The organism is Acidovorax sp. 62, assembly GCF_002754495.1.
Taxonomy (GTDB): domain Bacteria; phylum Pseudomonadota; class Gammaproteobacteria; order Burkholderiales; family Burkholderiaceae_C; genus Acidovorax.
This window is the reverse complement of the sequence record NZ_PEFJ01000001.1, coordinates 2058302-2070622: the sequence shown is the minus strand read 5'-3', so window position 1 is coordinate 2070622 and position 12321 is coordinate 2058302. Positions and strand designations below refer to the sequence as shown.

General features: G+C 62.5%; 18 protein-coding genes. 11 read left to right on the top strand and 7 right to left on the bottom strand.

The window, feature by feature from the left end:
- The first annotated feature begins 14 nt into the window (after positions 1 to 14).
- Both CLU86_RS09240 and CLU86_RS09235 read left to right on the top strand, forming a co-directional pair.
- Complete coding sequence (locus CLU86_RS09240; RefSeq protein ID WP_099655789.1) at positions 15 to 239, top strand: AbrB/MazE/SpoVT family DNA-binding domain-containing protein; 225 nt, start codon at positions 15 to 17, stop codon at positions 237 to 239.
- Positions 236 to 631, top strand: coding sequence for a type II toxin-antitoxin system death-on-curing family toxin (locus tag CLU86_RS09235; RefSeq protein ID WP_099655788.1), 396 nt, complete (start codon positions 236 to 238; stop codon positions 629 to 631). Before CLU86_RS09240 ends, CLU86_RS09235 begins: the two co-directional genes overlap by 4 nt.
- A gap of 94 nt (positions 632 to 725) precedes the next feature.
- Here CLU86_RS09235 and nth read toward each other — a convergent pair whose 3' ends face one another.
- Entirely contained in the window at positions 726 to 1364 is a 639-nt protein-coding gene (gene nth, locus CLU86_RS09230) for an endonuclease III (RefSeq protein WP_099655787.1), read from the bottom strand.
- A gap of 115 nt (positions 1365 to 1479) precedes the next feature.
- Between nth and CLU86_RS09225 the strand changes: the two genes are divergently transcribed.
- On the top strand, positions 1480 to 2670 hold the full coding sequence (locus CLU86_RS09225; RefSeq protein WP_099741411.1) for a PLP-dependent aminotransferase family protein: 1191 nt from the start codon (positions 1480 to 1482) through the stop codon (positions 2668 to 2670).
- A gap of 3 nt (positions 2671 to 2673) precedes the next feature.
- Positions 2674 to 2901 carry a SlyX family protein gene (locus tag CLU86_RS09220; RefSeq protein WP_099741410.1) on the top strand — a complete coding sequence of 76 codons (228 nt, stop codon included), beginning with the start codon at positions 2674 to 2676 and terminating at the stop codon, positions 2899 to 2901.
- Positions 2902 to 3018: 117 nt separating this feature from the next.
- Here the strand turns inward: CLU86_RS09220 and CLU86_RS09215 are convergent, their stop codons facing one another.
- Entirely contained in the window at positions 3019 to 4281 is a 1263-nt protein-coding gene (locus CLU86_RS09215; protein ID WP_099741409.1) for a sensor domain-containing diguanylate cyclase, read from the bottom strand.
- Positions 4282 to 4460: 179 nt separating this feature from the next.
- Between CLU86_RS09215 and CLU86_RS09210 the strand changes: the two genes are divergently transcribed.
- The gene (locus tag CLU86_RS09210; protein WP_099655783.1) at positions 4461 to 4793 is read left to right on the top strand and encodes a DUF6172 family protein; all 333 of its coding nucleotides are present in this window, start codon (positions 4461 to 4463) and stop codon (positions 4791 to 4793) included.
- 83 nt (positions 4794 to 4876) lie between these two features.
- On the opposite strand, the gene CLU86_RS09205 is transcribed toward CLU86_RS09210, so the two are convergent.
- Positions 4877 to 6142, bottom strand: a complete 1266-nt coding sequence (locus CLU86_RS09205) for a DEAD/DEAH box helicase (protein WP_099743469.1) — start codon at positions 6140 to 6142, stop codon at positions 4877 to 4879.
- Positions 6143 to 6442: 300 nt separating this feature from the next.
- Here CLU86_RS09205 and CLU86_RS09200 point away from each other — a divergent pair, with 300 nt between their 5' ends.
- From CLU86_RS09200 to CLU86_RS22905, 4 genes are all read left to right on the top strand, one after another.
- A complete protein-coding gene (locus tag CLU86_RS09200) occupies positions 6443 to 6901 on the top strand; it encodes a DUF2721 domain-containing protein (protein WP_099741408.1) in 459 nt (152 codons plus the stop codon).
- A gap of 2 nt (positions 6902 to 6903) precedes the next feature.
- Positions 6904 to 7275, top strand: a complete 372-nt coding sequence (locus CLU86_RS09195) for a translation initiation factor Sui1 (protein WP_199173426.1) — start codon at positions 6904 to 6906, stop codon at positions 7273 to 7275.
- A gap of 18 nt (positions 7276 to 7293) precedes the next feature.
- Positions 7294 to 7500, top strand: coding sequence for a DUF3820 family protein (locus CLU86_RS09190; protein ID WP_099655780.1), 207 nt, complete (start codon positions 7294 to 7296; stop codon positions 7498 to 7500).
- Between the two features lie 92 nt (positions 7501 to 7592).
- On the top strand, positions 7593 to 7766 hold the full coding sequence (locus tag CLU86_RS22905; protein ID WP_162995942.1) for a LiaI-LiaF-like domain-containing protein: 174 nt from the start codon (positions 7593 to 7595) through the stop codon (positions 7764 to 7766).
- Positions 7767 to 7874: 108 nt separating this feature from the next.
- Here CLU86_RS22905 and CLU86_RS09185 read toward each other — a convergent pair whose 3' ends face one another.
- Together CLU86_RS09185 and ytfE are read right to left on the bottom strand one after the other, a co-directional pair.
- The gene (locus CLU86_RS09185; protein WP_099741407.1) at positions 7875 to 8300 is read right to left on the bottom strand and encodes a group III truncated hemoglobin; all 426 of its coding nucleotides are present in this window, start codon (positions 8298 to 8300) and stop codon (positions 7875 to 7877) included.
- Positions 8301 to 8317: 17 nt separating this feature from the next.
- Complete coding sequence (gene ytfE / locus CLU86_RS09180; protein ID WP_099741406.1) at positions 8318 to 9043, bottom strand: iron-sulfur cluster repair protein YtfE; 726 nt, start codon at positions 9041 to 9043, stop codon at positions 8318 to 8320.
- A 93-nt stretch (positions 9044 to 9136) separates the two neighbouring features.
- On the opposite strand from ytfE, the gene CLU86_RS09175 reads away from it, so the two are divergent.
- Positions 9137 to 9628, top strand: a complete 492-nt coding sequence (locus CLU86_RS09175) for an Rrf2 family transcriptional regulator (RefSeq protein ID WP_099741405.1) — start codon at positions 9137 to 9139, stop codon at positions 9626 to 9628.
- Between the two features lie 88 nt (positions 9629 to 9716).
- Here the strand turns inward: CLU86_RS09175 and CLU86_RS09170 are convergent, their stop codons facing one another.
- Positions 9717 to 10760 (bottom strand): YiiG family protein, encoded by a 1044-nt coding sequence (locus CLU86_RS09170; RefSeq protein WP_099741404.1) that lies wholly within the window; start codon positions 10758 to 10760, stop codon positions 9717 to 9719.
- 341 nt (positions 10761 to 11101) lie between these two features.
- Positions 11102 to 11818 carry a phosphoserine phosphatase SerB gene (gene serB, locus CLU86_RS09165; protein WP_099655775.1) on the bottom strand — a complete coding sequence of 239 codons (717 nt, stop codon included), beginning with the start codon at positions 11816 to 11818 and terminating at the stop codon, positions 11102 to 11104.
- A 263-nt stretch (positions 11819 to 12081) separates the two neighbouring features.
- Here serB and CLU86_RS09160 point away from each other — a divergent pair, with 263 nt between their 5' ends.
- Complete coding sequence (locus CLU86_RS09160) at positions 12082 to 12300, top strand: hypothetical protein (protein WP_099741403.1); 219 nt, start codon at positions 12082 to 12084, stop codon at positions 12298 to 12300.
- The last annotated feature ends 21 nt before the right edge of the window (positions 12301 to 12321 follow it).

Sequence of the window (12321 nt, the reverse complement as noted above, 5' to 3'; positions counted from 1 at the left end):
CTTGGAGATTTCCCATGCACATGCTCAAACTGACCCAGATCGGAAATTCTGTGGGTGTTGTCCTGCCCAAAGAAGCCCTGGCGCGCCTGAAGCTAAGCAAAGGTGAATCGATCTTTCTCACGGAAACGCCCGATGGCTATGCCCTGACGCCGTACGACCCCACCCTTGAGGAAGAGATCAAGGCTGGCCGTGAGTTCATGCACGACTTTCGGGACACCTTTCATCAGTTGGCCAAATGAGCTGGCGCTGGGTTAGCAAGCAGGCGCTGGTTCTGCTTCACGGCGAGAGCCTAGCCACTCATGGTGGGCGCGAAGGCATGCGGGATGAAGGTTTGCTGGAGTCCGCCCTGATGCGGCCGCAGAACATCGTGGCTTATGCGGATGCCGACAATCCCCCAGACGTGGCCGCCTTGGCAGCGAGCTATGGCGTGGGCTTGGCCAAGAACCATCCCTTCGTGGATGGCAACAAGCGGGCAGCCTTTTTGGCAGTAGGCCTGTTCCTTTACCTCAATGGCTTGCGTTTGCAGGCCAACCAGACGGACGCCACGTTGACCATGCTCGCTGTCGCCGCAGGCGACATCACCGAAGAGGCCTTCGCTGCATGGCTGCGGGACCACACCGTCGCTCGTTGATGCAAATTTGAAGTGTTTTTAGGTTCTGGCGCTTATTTAGTAAGCGCTAGCAGCTATAAAAATAGAAGCAATTCTCCCGCTTCCTGTCTTCTCACTAAGCAGCCAGCGTCTTCGGCTGGTAGTCGCAATACTGGCTCACCGCACACTCCCAACACCGCGGCTTGCGTGCCTGGCACACATAGCGGCCATGCAAGATGAGCCAGTGGTGCGAGTCCACCGCATAGGCGGCGGGCACGCGCTTCATCAGCTGCAGCTCCACCGCCAGCGGGTTTTTACCCGGCGCGAGGCCTGTGCGGTTGCTCACCCGAAAGATATGCGTGTCCACCGCCATCGTGGGCTGGCCAAAGGCCACGTTCAGCACCACATTGGCCGTCTTGCGGCCCACGCCAGGCAGGGCCTCCAGCTCTTCGCGGGTGCGTGGCACGACGCTGCCGTGGCGCTCTACCAGGATGCGGCAGGTTTCCATCAGGTGCTTGGCCTTGCTTTTGTACAGGCCAATGGTCTTGATATAGCCCTCCAGCCCTTCCAGCCCCAAGTCCAGAATGGCCTGCGGCGTGCCCGCCACCGGAAACAGCTTGCGCGTGGCCTTGTTCACGCCCACATCGGTGGCCTGGGCCGACAGCAGCACGGCGGCCAGCAGCTCGAACACGGTGGTGTATTCCAGCTCCGTGTTGGGCATGGGGTTGGCCGCCTTCAGCGTGGCAAAAAACGGTTCGATCATCGTGGTTTTCATGCCGCGCAGTGTAGGGGCTAGCGCCTGTTTGCGTGCAGGGCGCTGCCAAGCAGGAAACCTGCGTGCCAATTGGCGACAATGCAGGGTCCATAGCCATTTTTCTTCAGCACACGCCATGCAATTTGCCGACCGCCTGAACAACGTAGAAACCTCCGCCATCCGCGAACTTTTCAAGCTGCTGGGCAAGCCCGGCATCATCAGCTTTGCGGGCGGCTTCCCGGACAGCGCGATGTTTGACGTGGAAGGCATTCGGGCCGCGAGCAACGCCGCCCTGGCCGAAGAACCTGGCGCCGCGCTGCAGTACGGTGCGACCGAAGGCTACAACCCGCTGCGCGAACAGCTGGCCGCCTTCATGGCCAGCAAGGGCGCCAAGGAGGTGGCGGCCGATAACCTCATCGTCACCACCGGCAGCCAGCAGGCGCTGGACCTGCTGGGCAAGACGCTGATCAGTCCCGGCGACAAGGTGATTGTGGAAGGCCCCACCTTTTTGGCCACCATCCAGTGCTTCCGCCTGTACGGCGCTGAACTCATCAGTGCGCCCATCGATGGCAACGGCGTGAAGACCGACGAGCTGGAAAAGCTCATTGCCGAACACAAGCCCAAGTTCGTCTACCTGATCCCCACCTTTGGCAACCCCAGCGGCGCCATGCTGAGCCTGGAGCGCCGCAAGGCCGTGCTGGAGATGGCGGTGAAGCACAACACGCTGATCGTCGAAGACGACCCCTACGGCGATCTGTACTTCGGCGAAGCCCCACCGCCCAGCCTGCTCAACCTGTCGGCCACCGTGCCCGGCAGCCGCGAGCTGCTGGTGCACTGTGGCAGCTTGAGCAAGGTGCTGTCGCCCGGCCTGCGCGTGGGCTGGATGATTGCCCCGGCCGAGCTGCTGGGCAAGGCCACCATGTGCAAGCAGTTCAGCGACGCGCACACCAGCACCTTTGCGCAGGCCACGGCCGCGCAGTACCTCAAGGCTGGCCGCATGCCCGCCACGCTGGCCAACGTGCGCAAGGTGTATGCCGAGCGCGCCCAGGCCATGGGCGATGCGCTGCGCAAGGAGCTGGGTGACGCCATCGAGTTTGTGCAGCCCCAGGGCGGCCTGTTCGTGTGGGCGCGCCTCACGGGGGCAGGCGGCAAGGTGGCCGACGGCAACGTGCTGGCCAAGCGTGCGATTGAAAAGGGTGTGGCCTTTGTGCCTGGCACGCCGTTCTTCTGCGCCAACCCGGACCACGCCACCTTCCGCCTGTCGTTCGCCACGGCCGATGTGGACAAGATCCGCGAAGGCGTGGCGCGCCTGGGCCAGGCCATTTAAAGCATGCCGCACGCCAACGACCTGGAGCAGGTGCACCAGCGCCTGGAGAGCCTGGAGATCAAGGCCAGCTACACCGAGGACTTGCTGGACCAGCTCAACATGACGATCTACCAACAGCAGCAGTTGATAGAGCGGCTGGTGGAGGAGATCAAAACCCTGCGCCAGCAGGTGCCTGATGGGGGAAGTGGCAGCGTTCGCAATCTGCGCGACGAGCTGCCGCCGCATTACTGAAGCGCGATGAAGGCATCCACCGCGTGCCCTTGGGCGCGCTGGGTGGATTCACGCTGGCAGGTTGCCTGGTTGGTCGCGGGATGCTGGGCTGATTCTCAGAGGGAGGGGGCCGTAGCCTCAGCCCACTTCGTGCTCAGCCGACGCAATCTGGTTGCGTCCCCGGTTCTTGGCCAGGTACAGCGCCTGGTCGGCGCGGTCCAGCATGTCGCGCAGGCTGCGGTCTGTGGCGCGGATGGCGCCCATCCCCAGGCTGGCGGTGATGTGGTACGGGTGGCCGGTTTCATCTTGCAACTGCAGGTCTGCTACCCCTTGCAGAATGCGGGTGGCAACTTCCGCGGCCTCGGTCGCGGAGGTCAGCGGCAACAGCACGCCAAATTCCTCGCCGCCCAGCCGCCCCACGATGTCCGAAGTGCGCAGGTGCGCCCTGACGGCGTGGGCGAACTCCACCAAGGCCCTGTCGCCCTCGAGGTGGCCCAGGCGGTCGTTGATGGCCTTGAAGTGGTCCAGGTCCAGCATCAGCAGGGTGAGCGGCTCGGCATGCGTGCGGGCGCGCTCGTAGATGGCCGTGGCGGTCTCCAAAAAAGCCCGCCGATTGGCCATGCCGGTCAGCATGTCGGTGGTGGCCAGGCGGTGCAATTCGCGCTCCAGGTTTTTGCGCTGGGTGACGTCGCGGTAGATCCCTTCCACCCCCGCAAAATTGCCAGCGTGGTCGTACAGCAGGTGGCTGCTGATGGAAATGTCGATGATGGAGCCGTCGCGCCGCACCATCTGCCCCGGGAAGTCTGAGACCTCACCCTTTTCCATGATGGCGGCCTTGAAGGCGTCTCGGTCGGAGCTTTGGGGGTAGTACGACTCTGCCGTGCGTCCCTCGATCTCGTGGGGCTCGTAGCCCAGCACCCGCCGCACCCCCGGGCCTACATGCAGCACCACACCCTGGCTGTCGGTGCGGTAGTAGACGTCCTGCATGTTCTCAAACAGGCGACGGAAGTTTTGCTCGCTCTCGCGCAGTTGCGCCTGGATCTCGCTTTGGTGGGTCATGTCCAGTCCGCACATCAACACGGCGGGGGCTCCTTGCCACTCAATGGCCACGCTGGAGATCAGCACCATCCGCAGCTGGCCTTTGGCAGTGCGGATGCGGAATTCGGAGGATTTGTTGGGGCGGCCCTCCTGGTCGGGCTCGGCCACTTGCTGGATGCGGTTGGTGGAGCGCACCTGGTCCATGGGGTGCACAAATTCGCCGGACTGGCGGCCCACAAGATCTGCTGCGCTGCCCGCCTGTAGCAACGCCACGGCGGCGGCATTGGCAAAGCAGATTTTGCCCTCCTGCGTGATGATCACGGCCCCGGGTAGCACCTGCAACAGATCGACGTTGTGCGACATTGGTTTGGAACAATCCAAAGTGTTGCAACATTTTGGCACCCGAATTGCCCGGATGGAATTCATTTTGGTGCATTCAGGCCCGGTGCAAGTCCTGTGCGCGTCACTCGGCTTATCCCGCTTGGGTGCATGAAATGGTCAAACTGAGGCGCCCAGGGTGACCACAAGCGGTACCATCGCCCATGAGAAAAACTTTCCAACTCCACGTTGAAGGCAAGAACCGCGACCGCGTTCTGGACGCCGTCAAGCATGAAATCCGCAAATACATCAAGCGTGAGCGCCGCCGTGATGTGCCCGAGGGCGCCCATTTTTGGGACTTTGATTGCCGCTTTGGGCTGAGCAAGGACGCTGCTGAAGCAGTGCACCTGTCGGCGCTGACGGAGCGCATCAACGCTGTGGCGGCAGAGGGTGGGGCGCAGTTTTACGTGGAAATCCTGGCCAAGCCCGGAGTGCGCAAACCGCGTGCGCCTGGCGAAACAGGTGACGCCGAGCCAGACGATTTCGACGCTGAGTGAGTACCAGGGGGCCGAAGGCCCCCTGATTGCATTTGGTGTTTGGCCGTTTTTTCTGCGAAAGCAGGAAGCAGCCTGGGCGGCGGTCAGTCTTTTGGTGTACCTGCCGTACCCGTTGTGCCTGCTGCCAGGGCGGCAGCGGCGCGCAGTTTGTCTTTTTTGCTGGGCCGTTTGCCCTTGATGCCGCCGTTGCCCTCACCCTTGTCTTGTACGGGGGGCTCGGTCGGCTCGAAGCCCGCCACCGTTTCGCGCGGCAGGCTCAGGTTTTGCCGCTTTTCAATCAACCGGAAATGGGCCTCTGACTCTGCGGTGACAAAGCTCACGGCCACGCCGCTTTCGCCTGCGCGACCGGTGCGGCCAATGCGGTGGGTGTAGTCGTCGGTCGAGCGGGGCAGGTCGTAGTTCACCACGGCAGGCAGTTGCGCAATGTCAATGCCCCGGGCGGCGAGGTCGGTGGTGACCACCACCTGCCAGCGTTCATCCTTGAACTCCTGCAGCACCTGGGTGCGCGCGCCTTGGCTCAATCCGCCATGGAACGGTGATGCGTAGATGCCCGCTTTGTAGAGCTTTTCGGCAATGTGCTCTGCCGCATATTGGGTGGCCACAAACACCAGCACGCGCGACCATTGGTGTTGTTCGACCAGGTGCTTGAGCAACTGGGTGCGCCGGGGCGCATCCACAGCAATCGCACGCTGGGCGATGTCTGGCTGTGTTTGCTCGGTGGGGGCAATGTCCACGCGCACGGGCTCGCGCAGCAGGCTGTGGGCCAGTGCCTGCACCGGCGGGGCGAAGGTGGCTGAGAAGAACAGGTTTTGCCTGCGCTCGGGCAGCAAGTCCAGCACCGCTTGCAGCTCCTCGGCAAAGCCCAGGTCCAGCAGGCGGTCTGCTTCGTCCAGAACCAGATGCTGCACCTGGCCCAGCCGCAGTGCGTTGTGCTGCACCAGGTCCAGCAGGCGCCCCGGCGTGGCCACCACCACATCAGCCCCGCCGCGCAGGCGCATCATCTGCGGGTTGATGGAAACGCCGCCGTACACCACGGCCACCTTGATGGGATGGGCCATGCGTTGCGCCAGCAGGATGATCACTTCACCGACCTGCGAGGCCAACTCGCGCGTGGGCACCAGTACCAGCACCTGGGTGTTGCGTTGCTGCGCTTCGGTTTGCAGCATCTGCAGCAGGGGCAGGGCAAAAGCGGCGGTCTTGCCAGAACCTGTCTGGGCGCATGCCAGCAGGTCTTGCCCCTTCAAAACGACGGGAATGGCCGCCACCTGTACCGGCGTGGGGGCCGTGAAGCCGCTGGCTGCTGCCGCGTCGACGAGGGCAGGGGAGAGACCGAGAGAAGCAAAAGGCATGGCGTGTAGCGCTGGGGCGGCAGCAAGGTGGCGCGCAATGCGCGATAGGACAAAAGAAGCACTGGGGTGGTTGGCACCACCCATCAAGGGCTGGGCGACGCAGGCTCCCACCATGCCGTGCGGCTGGGTTGTCGGGAGACTGCGGCGGGGCGCGGAGTAGGCGCTGATCCCCCGATTGTGAGGCACAGGGTAACGGGTCGCGCCATGCCCTCGGGGTTTTCACGCATTGGGTCCTGTGCCCGGGCCTGCGGTGCGGGATCACACCGATAATCGCTTCCCCACCGCATACGCACACACAAAATGAGCTTCGCCATAGAACCCGGCACCATCACCCACGGCATCCAGCTGGCCGTAGCCCCGGTGTTTTTGCTGACCGCCGTGGCCGGCATGATTGGTGCCGTGGCGGGGCGCCTGGCGCGCATCATTGACCGGGCCCGGGTGGTCGAGGACCGCGCGCGCAACTCCAGCGACACAGAGCACCACGACCGTGCCATGCTGGAGCTAGGCTACCTGCGCACCCGGGGGCGCCTGGCCAATGCCTGCATTGGGCTGCTGACGCTGTGCGGCTTCCTGATCGGGGTCACCATCGTCTTGCTGTTTTTGGGGGAAACCATGGATTTCCGGGGGCACAGCTGGGCTGTGGCGAGCTTCTTGAGCGGGGTGATTTCGTTTTTGATGGCGCTGGTGCTGTTTTTCACCGAGACAGTGATGGCCACGCGCCTGCTGAACTTTCAACTGCTGAGTGCGCAGGGGAAGTGACCATGGCCTCGTTGCGTGATCTCAAAAGCCTGGGCGGCCTGGTCTATTCCACCGACCACGGCCGCATGTGCCCGGACTGCAGCCAGCCCCAGGCACAGTGTGTGTGCAAGCAAAACAAGCCCTTGCCCACGGGGGATGGCATCGTGCGGGTATCGCGAGAAACCAAAGGCCGGGGAGGCAAGGCCGTTACCCTGGTCAAAGGCGTGTTGCTGGATGCCACGGCGTTGGAGCAGTTGGGCAAACAGCTCAAAACCGCGTGTGGCACGGGCGGTACCGTCAAGGACGGGGTGATTGAGGTACAGGGCGACCACATTGACCGCGTGATGGCTGCGCTGCAAAAGCTGGGCCACAAGGTCAAGCGCGCGGGGGGCTGATCCATGGACATTGCGGGCATGGACCCCGCCACACTGCAGCGGCTGGTGACTGTGCAAATGCCGTATGGCAAGCACAAGGGTTGTGTGATTGCCGATTTGCCTGGCAATTACCTGAACTGGTTTGCGAGGGAAGGCTTCCCCCACAACGACCTGGGGCGCCTGTTGGCCCTGATGCACGAAATCGACCACAACGGGCTGACCGACCTGCTGGCGCCATTGCGATAGGGTTTGCGGTCAGTCAGGCCTTATGCGTTGGCCAGCGCCATAATCGCGGCAGCATCTATTCGGCATCTGTTTATCAACTTGAGGGAGTGCCAATGAAAGGCAACATCGCAGCGATTGTGCTGGTCGTTTTGGGCGTGTTTTTCTTGCTGACCAACCTGGGGCTGATCAGCATCAGCCTGCGTGAGTTGTTGCGCGTGTGGTGGCCGGTGGCGCTCATCGCGGTGGGCTTGGCACTGTTCTTTACCCCTGGCGGCAAAGGCCGATAAACCTGAGCAGAGGCCTTGATCCAAGGCCATTGCACGCAGTGCTGGGCATGTGGGAGCGCTGACCGCCACGAAGCCCCCTCAGTGGCAAGCGGCCCTGTGAACAGCTTCTTAGCCTTGCGCGTGGGGCTCCTGTGGCTCTGACGCGGCAAACGCAGGCAGGCTCCCAAAATACCCTCTGAACAAATTGCGGGCCACACCATGGGCTGCCGCTTGCAAGCCGTGGGCCACCTCGGGGGCAAACAAGCGCGCGGTGTGCCCGTTCCACAGATGCACCCACGCTGCAAAATGGGCGGGGGTCACGTCCTGCAGCGACAGGTGCTTGTCCAGCACATTGCCTTTGAAGCTGCGGGTGCCCAACAGCACGGTGCTCCAAAAATCGACCAAGCGGTGCAAGTGGGCATCCCACTGCCCATGCAGCGCCTTGTCAAACACCGGGCCCAGCAAGTCGTCCTTGCGCACATCCGCATAAAACGCATGCACCAGCTCGGTGATGCTTTCCTTGTCGGGGGTGCGGTGTGCGGTAGTGACTGGCATGGGCGCAGTGTGCACGATCAGTTGCAGCTACAAGCTGATGTACCGCAACCTTGCGTGGTGGCCGCTGCTTCAAACTGTGGGAACAAAACGTTGTTCTCCAGGTGAATGTGGTTGATCAGGTCTTCTCCCAACTGGGCAATGCCCGCATACAGGGCGCGCCAGGTGTTGCAGGCGCCTTGGGGTGGGGTGGCGTCGTTGGTCAGGGCATTGAGCTTGTCCAGCGATGCCCCGTGGTCCACATGCTCGGCGCGCATCATGCCAATGGGCTGGCCCACAAACGGATTGCCGCCCGCCTTGAGCATGGGGAACAACACGACCTCTTCCTTTTGCATGTGCGAGAGCAGTTCTTCGTGCATGGCCTCCAGGGTGTCGGCCAGGCCTGCAGGCACCAGCGGGTGGTCGCGGTGCACGGCTTCCACGCGGCGTGCCATGCGAATCAGCTCGGGCAGTTGCACGCGATGCACTTCGTGGTAGCGCTCCAGAATGTGGTCGATCAGCTCTGTGGGCGATGTCACCCCAGGCAGGCTGCTGCTGCGCTGCAGTTGCGACAACTCTGCCAGCACGGCATCCACATCCAGCGACTTTTGGGTGGCCGCTTCGCGCAGGCTGACCTGGCCGCCGCAGCAAAAGTCCAACTTCAAGCGGCGAAAAATCGCGGTCGATCCCGGCAGTTGCACGGCGATCTGGCCAATGGCTTGCTCTGCGTTCAGGGCAGGTTGGGTTTCTTGAAGTCGAGCATTCATGGGGGATTCCTTTAAAGATTCATTTGATGTGAATATTTTATTCAATAAAATTCAGATAACAAGCATCTTTTAAATTGAGCCAGGACAAATTCCATGCGCCTTACCCAATGGACGGACTACACCCTGCGTGTGCTGATGTATTGCGCGGCCACCCAGGGCCGCGAGCAGCCCGTGACCATCACCGAGGTGGCCGAGGGCTACGGCATATCGCGCAGCCATTTGATGAAGATCGTGCAAGAGCTGGCAGCACAAGGCCTGCTGGAGACCACGCGCGGGCGTGGGGGCGGCATGCGCCTGATGAAAGCCCCTGCCGAGATCAACCTGGGCGCCGTCGTGCGCCAGACGGAGACGGACTTTCACCTTGTGGAGTGTTTTGACCCCAATGTGAACCAGTGCCGGCTGAGCGGCAACTGCAGGCTCAAAGGGGTGCTGGGCAGCGCCATCAATGCCTATTTGGCGGTGCTCGATGGCGTCACGTTGGCCGACTTGGTGGATGCACCCAACCCCAAGATGCTGGCGCAGCCCTTGATTCGGCGCAGCATGCGGGATGCGAAACCGGTGACGGGTCTGCCGCTCAAGGACTGAGGATGCCTGCAGGCACGCTGCCTGTAGGCTCAAGGCCGGTCGCGTGTGAGGGGGCTGTGAGGGGCCTGCCCAGGCGCCCTCGCTCCCGTCAGAAATCGTTGCTTTTGTCGACCAGCTCGTTGTAGGTCTTCAGCAACTTTTGGGGGCTGCCTTCCACCATCCAGCCAGAGCCTGTTTGCATGATCATGCGGTCCCCCTCGTTGTAGGGCACTTTGTCGCGCACGCGGCGAAAGCGCTCTTTGGCTGTCTGGCGGAACTGCTCGGTGCTGCTCTCGAAAAAGCTCCAGTGGATATCGCGGCCGTCTTTGTGCGCTTTGGCATATGCCAACGATTCGTCGGCAAGGGCTTCATAGGCTGACAGGCGTGTCTCGGCCATGGCCACATCAAACTTCTCTTCGCCCAGCAAGTTGACCAGGGCCTTGGCGCGCGCCATCAGGGCCATGCGGTAGTAGGTGTACTGCTTGCCTTCGGTCTTTTCCACGTCGGCCAGTTTGGCTGCCAGCACCTTGTCGTTTTCTACATCCAACTGGTCAGAGAAAGCGCTGCTGGCTTTTTGGAACGCCTCAAAGCTGGCCACCAGCGGGGCATGCATGGCCTTGCCTTTGGCGAACTTGTCGTCTTTGTAGTTGTCGCGGCTGTAGTAGTTGTTGGCCTCGGTCACCTGGGTGTCCATGGCGTCAAGCGCCTGAATGTAGGCGGCGCCCGCTGCATCCAGCGCGGGCATGGCGGGCTTTTGTGCGGCGGACGTTGCAAAGCTGGTTTTGCACTTTGCAGTGCTTTCGGGGTCGGTTTCGTACAGGCCGTACACCACGCTTTCGCGGCCTGTGGGGCCGGTCTTCATGTTTTTCACCCAGGTGGCGTAGCGCTCGATGGACTTGTGGGCTCTGCCATCCAGCCTGTTGTAGCAGCCGATGTAGTCCTGCAGCTTGGCGGCGGCACTGGGTTCCTCCACGGGGGCCTTGGCGGGGGGTGTTGCCGCGGTGGGTTTGCCGCTGGCTGGCGCTTCGTTGACGGAGATGCTGGGCGCCGCAGGGGCCTTGGCGGTGTCTTCAGATTTGGAGTTACAGGCAAGCAAAGCCAGCAGCAGCGGTGCTGCCAACAGCGCACGGGTGGCGCAAGCGAAAGAGGTCATAAGGGCAGGGCGCAAAAGCGCAAATGAGGGTGGCAAAGTGGGGCGATGTGGCCCCGTGCGGGCGGATTGTGCCGACGCCTTTGCCTTGCCAAGGGCATTGCTTCCCTCTGAAGTGCAACAAGCTGTGCACTTTTCCTCAAACGCCCGCGCTAAGGCGGCACACCCTGTACTCCGCCTGAGGGATGTCCTGCATAACTCCCTGCGGTCTGTGATAGCGCGGCCTCGGGCGGTTCGCTGCGTTGCTTTTCTTGCCAATAGCCCAGCTATTGGCTGCCAAAAGACGCCTTGCGGCCCCTCCCGATCCCACTACCACCGCCTCGCGAGGGTGATGCAGGACATCCTTAGCGGCTGAAGACTTCCAGCAACCTGTCCAGGCCGCCTTGGTTGATGGCCACTTTGGCCTGTGCGCGCACGGCGGGCTTGGCGTGGTAGGCCACAGACAGGCCCGCAACGCCCATCATGGGCAGGTCGTTGGCTCCATCGCCCACCGCAATCGCCTGCGATGGCGAGATGCCCATGAGCGAGGCCAGCTCCAGCAAGGTGCGGCGCTTTTCGGCACCGTCGCAGATGTCGCCCCAGGGCTGGTCCACCATGCGGCCGGTGAGCAAGCCGTTGTCCACCTCCAGCATGTTGGCGCGGGCAAAGTCGATGCCAAGGCCCGCCTTCACGCGGTCGGCAAAGAAGGTGAAACCACCCGAGACCAGCAGCGTGGTCAGGCCAGCGGCCTTGGCGGCGGTGATGAGTTCTTGGGCGCCTGGGTTAAAGCGCAGGCGCTCTGCGAACACCTGCTCCATGTGTTGCACCGTCACGCCTTTGAGCAGGGCTACGCGCTGGCGCAGGCTTTCCTTGTAATCGGTGATCAGGCCTTGCATGGCCGCTTCGGTGATGGCCGCCACTTCGGCCTTGCGGCCTGCTGCGTCGGCGATCTCGTCCACGCACTCGATGTTGATGAGGGTGGAGTCCATGTCGAACGCGATCAGCTTGTAGCTGGACAGGGACAGGAGCGGGTCAATGCCCTGGACAACAAGGCCGGGGGCGAATTCGGTGGTGTTTTTCATGGCAGGGCGCTTGAGGCAAATGCTGGAATCAGAACCCGTAATGGTATCGCCCATGGAATGCGGCTGGGCTGCGGCGAGGAAGCCAGAGCGTGGGCCGTGGAGTGCGGGCGGGCTTCACAGCCCAGCGTGCAAAGGAGTAAGGCGGCCGTGACCCGGTCCAGGTTGATATTGACCGATTTGGCGGCATGTTTGTGGGGTAGCCTTGGCCATCCGCACATCCATCCTCAAGAGCCCGCGAGAGCCTTTACCGATCCGCCCCTTAGATGAAAACCATTGACGAGATGTTGAACCTGGACCTGCTCACCCCTGAGCAGCATGCTGAAATCAGCGCGTGGATTGCACGCGCTGCTTCACCCGATGAGATTTTGCAGATGCCCGCCCCGCTGTGGCAGGCCGTCGAGCGTGCCAGCAAGGTGATGGGCATCGATGAGGACCTGCTGCGCCCGCCAGCGCTCGACTATGGCGCGCTGGCGCCCGGCTGATGCGCCCTGGCCGCAGCGGTC

Excerpts from the sequence above, each read along its gene's own strand:
- CLU86_RS09240 (WP_099655789.1), top strand. The coding sequence starts at position 15 with ATGCACATGCTCAAACTGACCCAGATCGGAAATTCTGTGGGTGTTGTC.
- CLU86_RS09235 (WP_099655788.1), top strand. The coding sequence starts at position 236 with ATGAGCTGGCGCTGGGTTAGCAAGCAGGCGCTGGTTCTGCTTCACGGC.
- nth (WP_099655787.1), bottom strand. The coding sequence starts at position 1,364 with ATGAAAACCACGATGATCGAACCGTTTTTTGCCACGCTGAAGGCGGCC.
- CLU86_RS09225 (WP_099741411.1), top strand. The coding sequence starts at position 1,480 with ATGCAATTTGCCGACCGCCTGAACAACGTAGAAACCTCCGCCATCCGC.
- CLU86_RS09220 (WP_099741410.1), top strand. The coding sequence starts at position 2,674 with ATGCCGCACGCCAACGACCTGGAGCAGGTGCACCAGCGCCTGGAGAGC.
- CLU86_RS09215 (WP_099741409.1), bottom strand. The coding sequence starts at position 4,281 with ATGTCGCACAACGTCGATCTGTTGCAGGTGCTACCCGGGGCCGTGATC.
- CLU86_RS09210 (WP_099655783.1), top strand. The coding sequence starts at position 4,461 with ATGAGAAAAACTTTCCAACTCCACGTTGAAGGCAAGAACCGCGACCGC.
- CLU86_RS09205 (WP_099743469.1), bottom strand. The coding sequence starts at position 6,142 with ATGCCTTTTGCTTCTCTCGGTCTCTCCCCTGCCCTCGTCGACGCGGCA.
- CLU86_RS09200 (WP_099741408.1), top strand. The coding sequence starts at position 6,443 with ATGAGCTTCGCCATAGAACCCGGCACCATCACCCACGGCATCCAGCTG.
- CLU86_RS09195 (WP_199173426.1), top strand. The coding sequence starts at position 6,904 with ATGGCCTCGTTGCGTGATCTCAAAAGCCTGGGCGGCCTGGTCTATTCC.
- CLU86_RS09190 (WP_099655780.1), top strand. The coding sequence starts at position 7,294 with ATGGACCCCGCCACACTGCAGCGGCTGGTGACTGTGCAAATGCCGTAT.
- CLU86_RS22905 (WP_162995942.1), top strand. The coding sequence starts at position 7,593 with ATGAAAGGCAACATCGCAGCGATTGTGCTGGTCGTTTTGGGCGTGTTT.
- CLU86_RS09185 (WP_099741407.1), bottom strand. The coding sequence starts at position 8,300 with ATGCCAGTCACTACCGCACACCGCACCCCCGACAAGGAAAGCATCACC.
- ytfE (WP_099741406.1), bottom strand. The coding sequence starts at position 9,043 with ATGAATGCTCGACTTCAAGAAACCCAACCTGCCCTGAACGCAGAGCAA.
- CLU86_RS09175 (WP_099741405.1), top strand. The coding sequence starts at position 9,137 with ATGCGCCTTACCCAATGGACGGACTACACCCTGCGTGTGCTGATGTAT.
- CLU86_RS09170 (WP_099741404.1), bottom strand. The coding sequence starts at position 10,760 with ATGACCTCTTTCGCTTGCGCCACCCGTGCGCTGTTGGCAGCACCGCTG.
- serB (WP_099655775.1), bottom strand. The coding sequence starts at position 11,818 with ATGAAAAACACCACCGAATTCGCCCCCGGCCTTGTTGTCCAGGGCATT.
- CLU86_RS09160 (WP_099741403.1), top strand. The coding sequence starts at position 12,082 with ATGAAAACCATTGACGAGATGTTGAACCTGGACCTGCTCACCCCTGAG.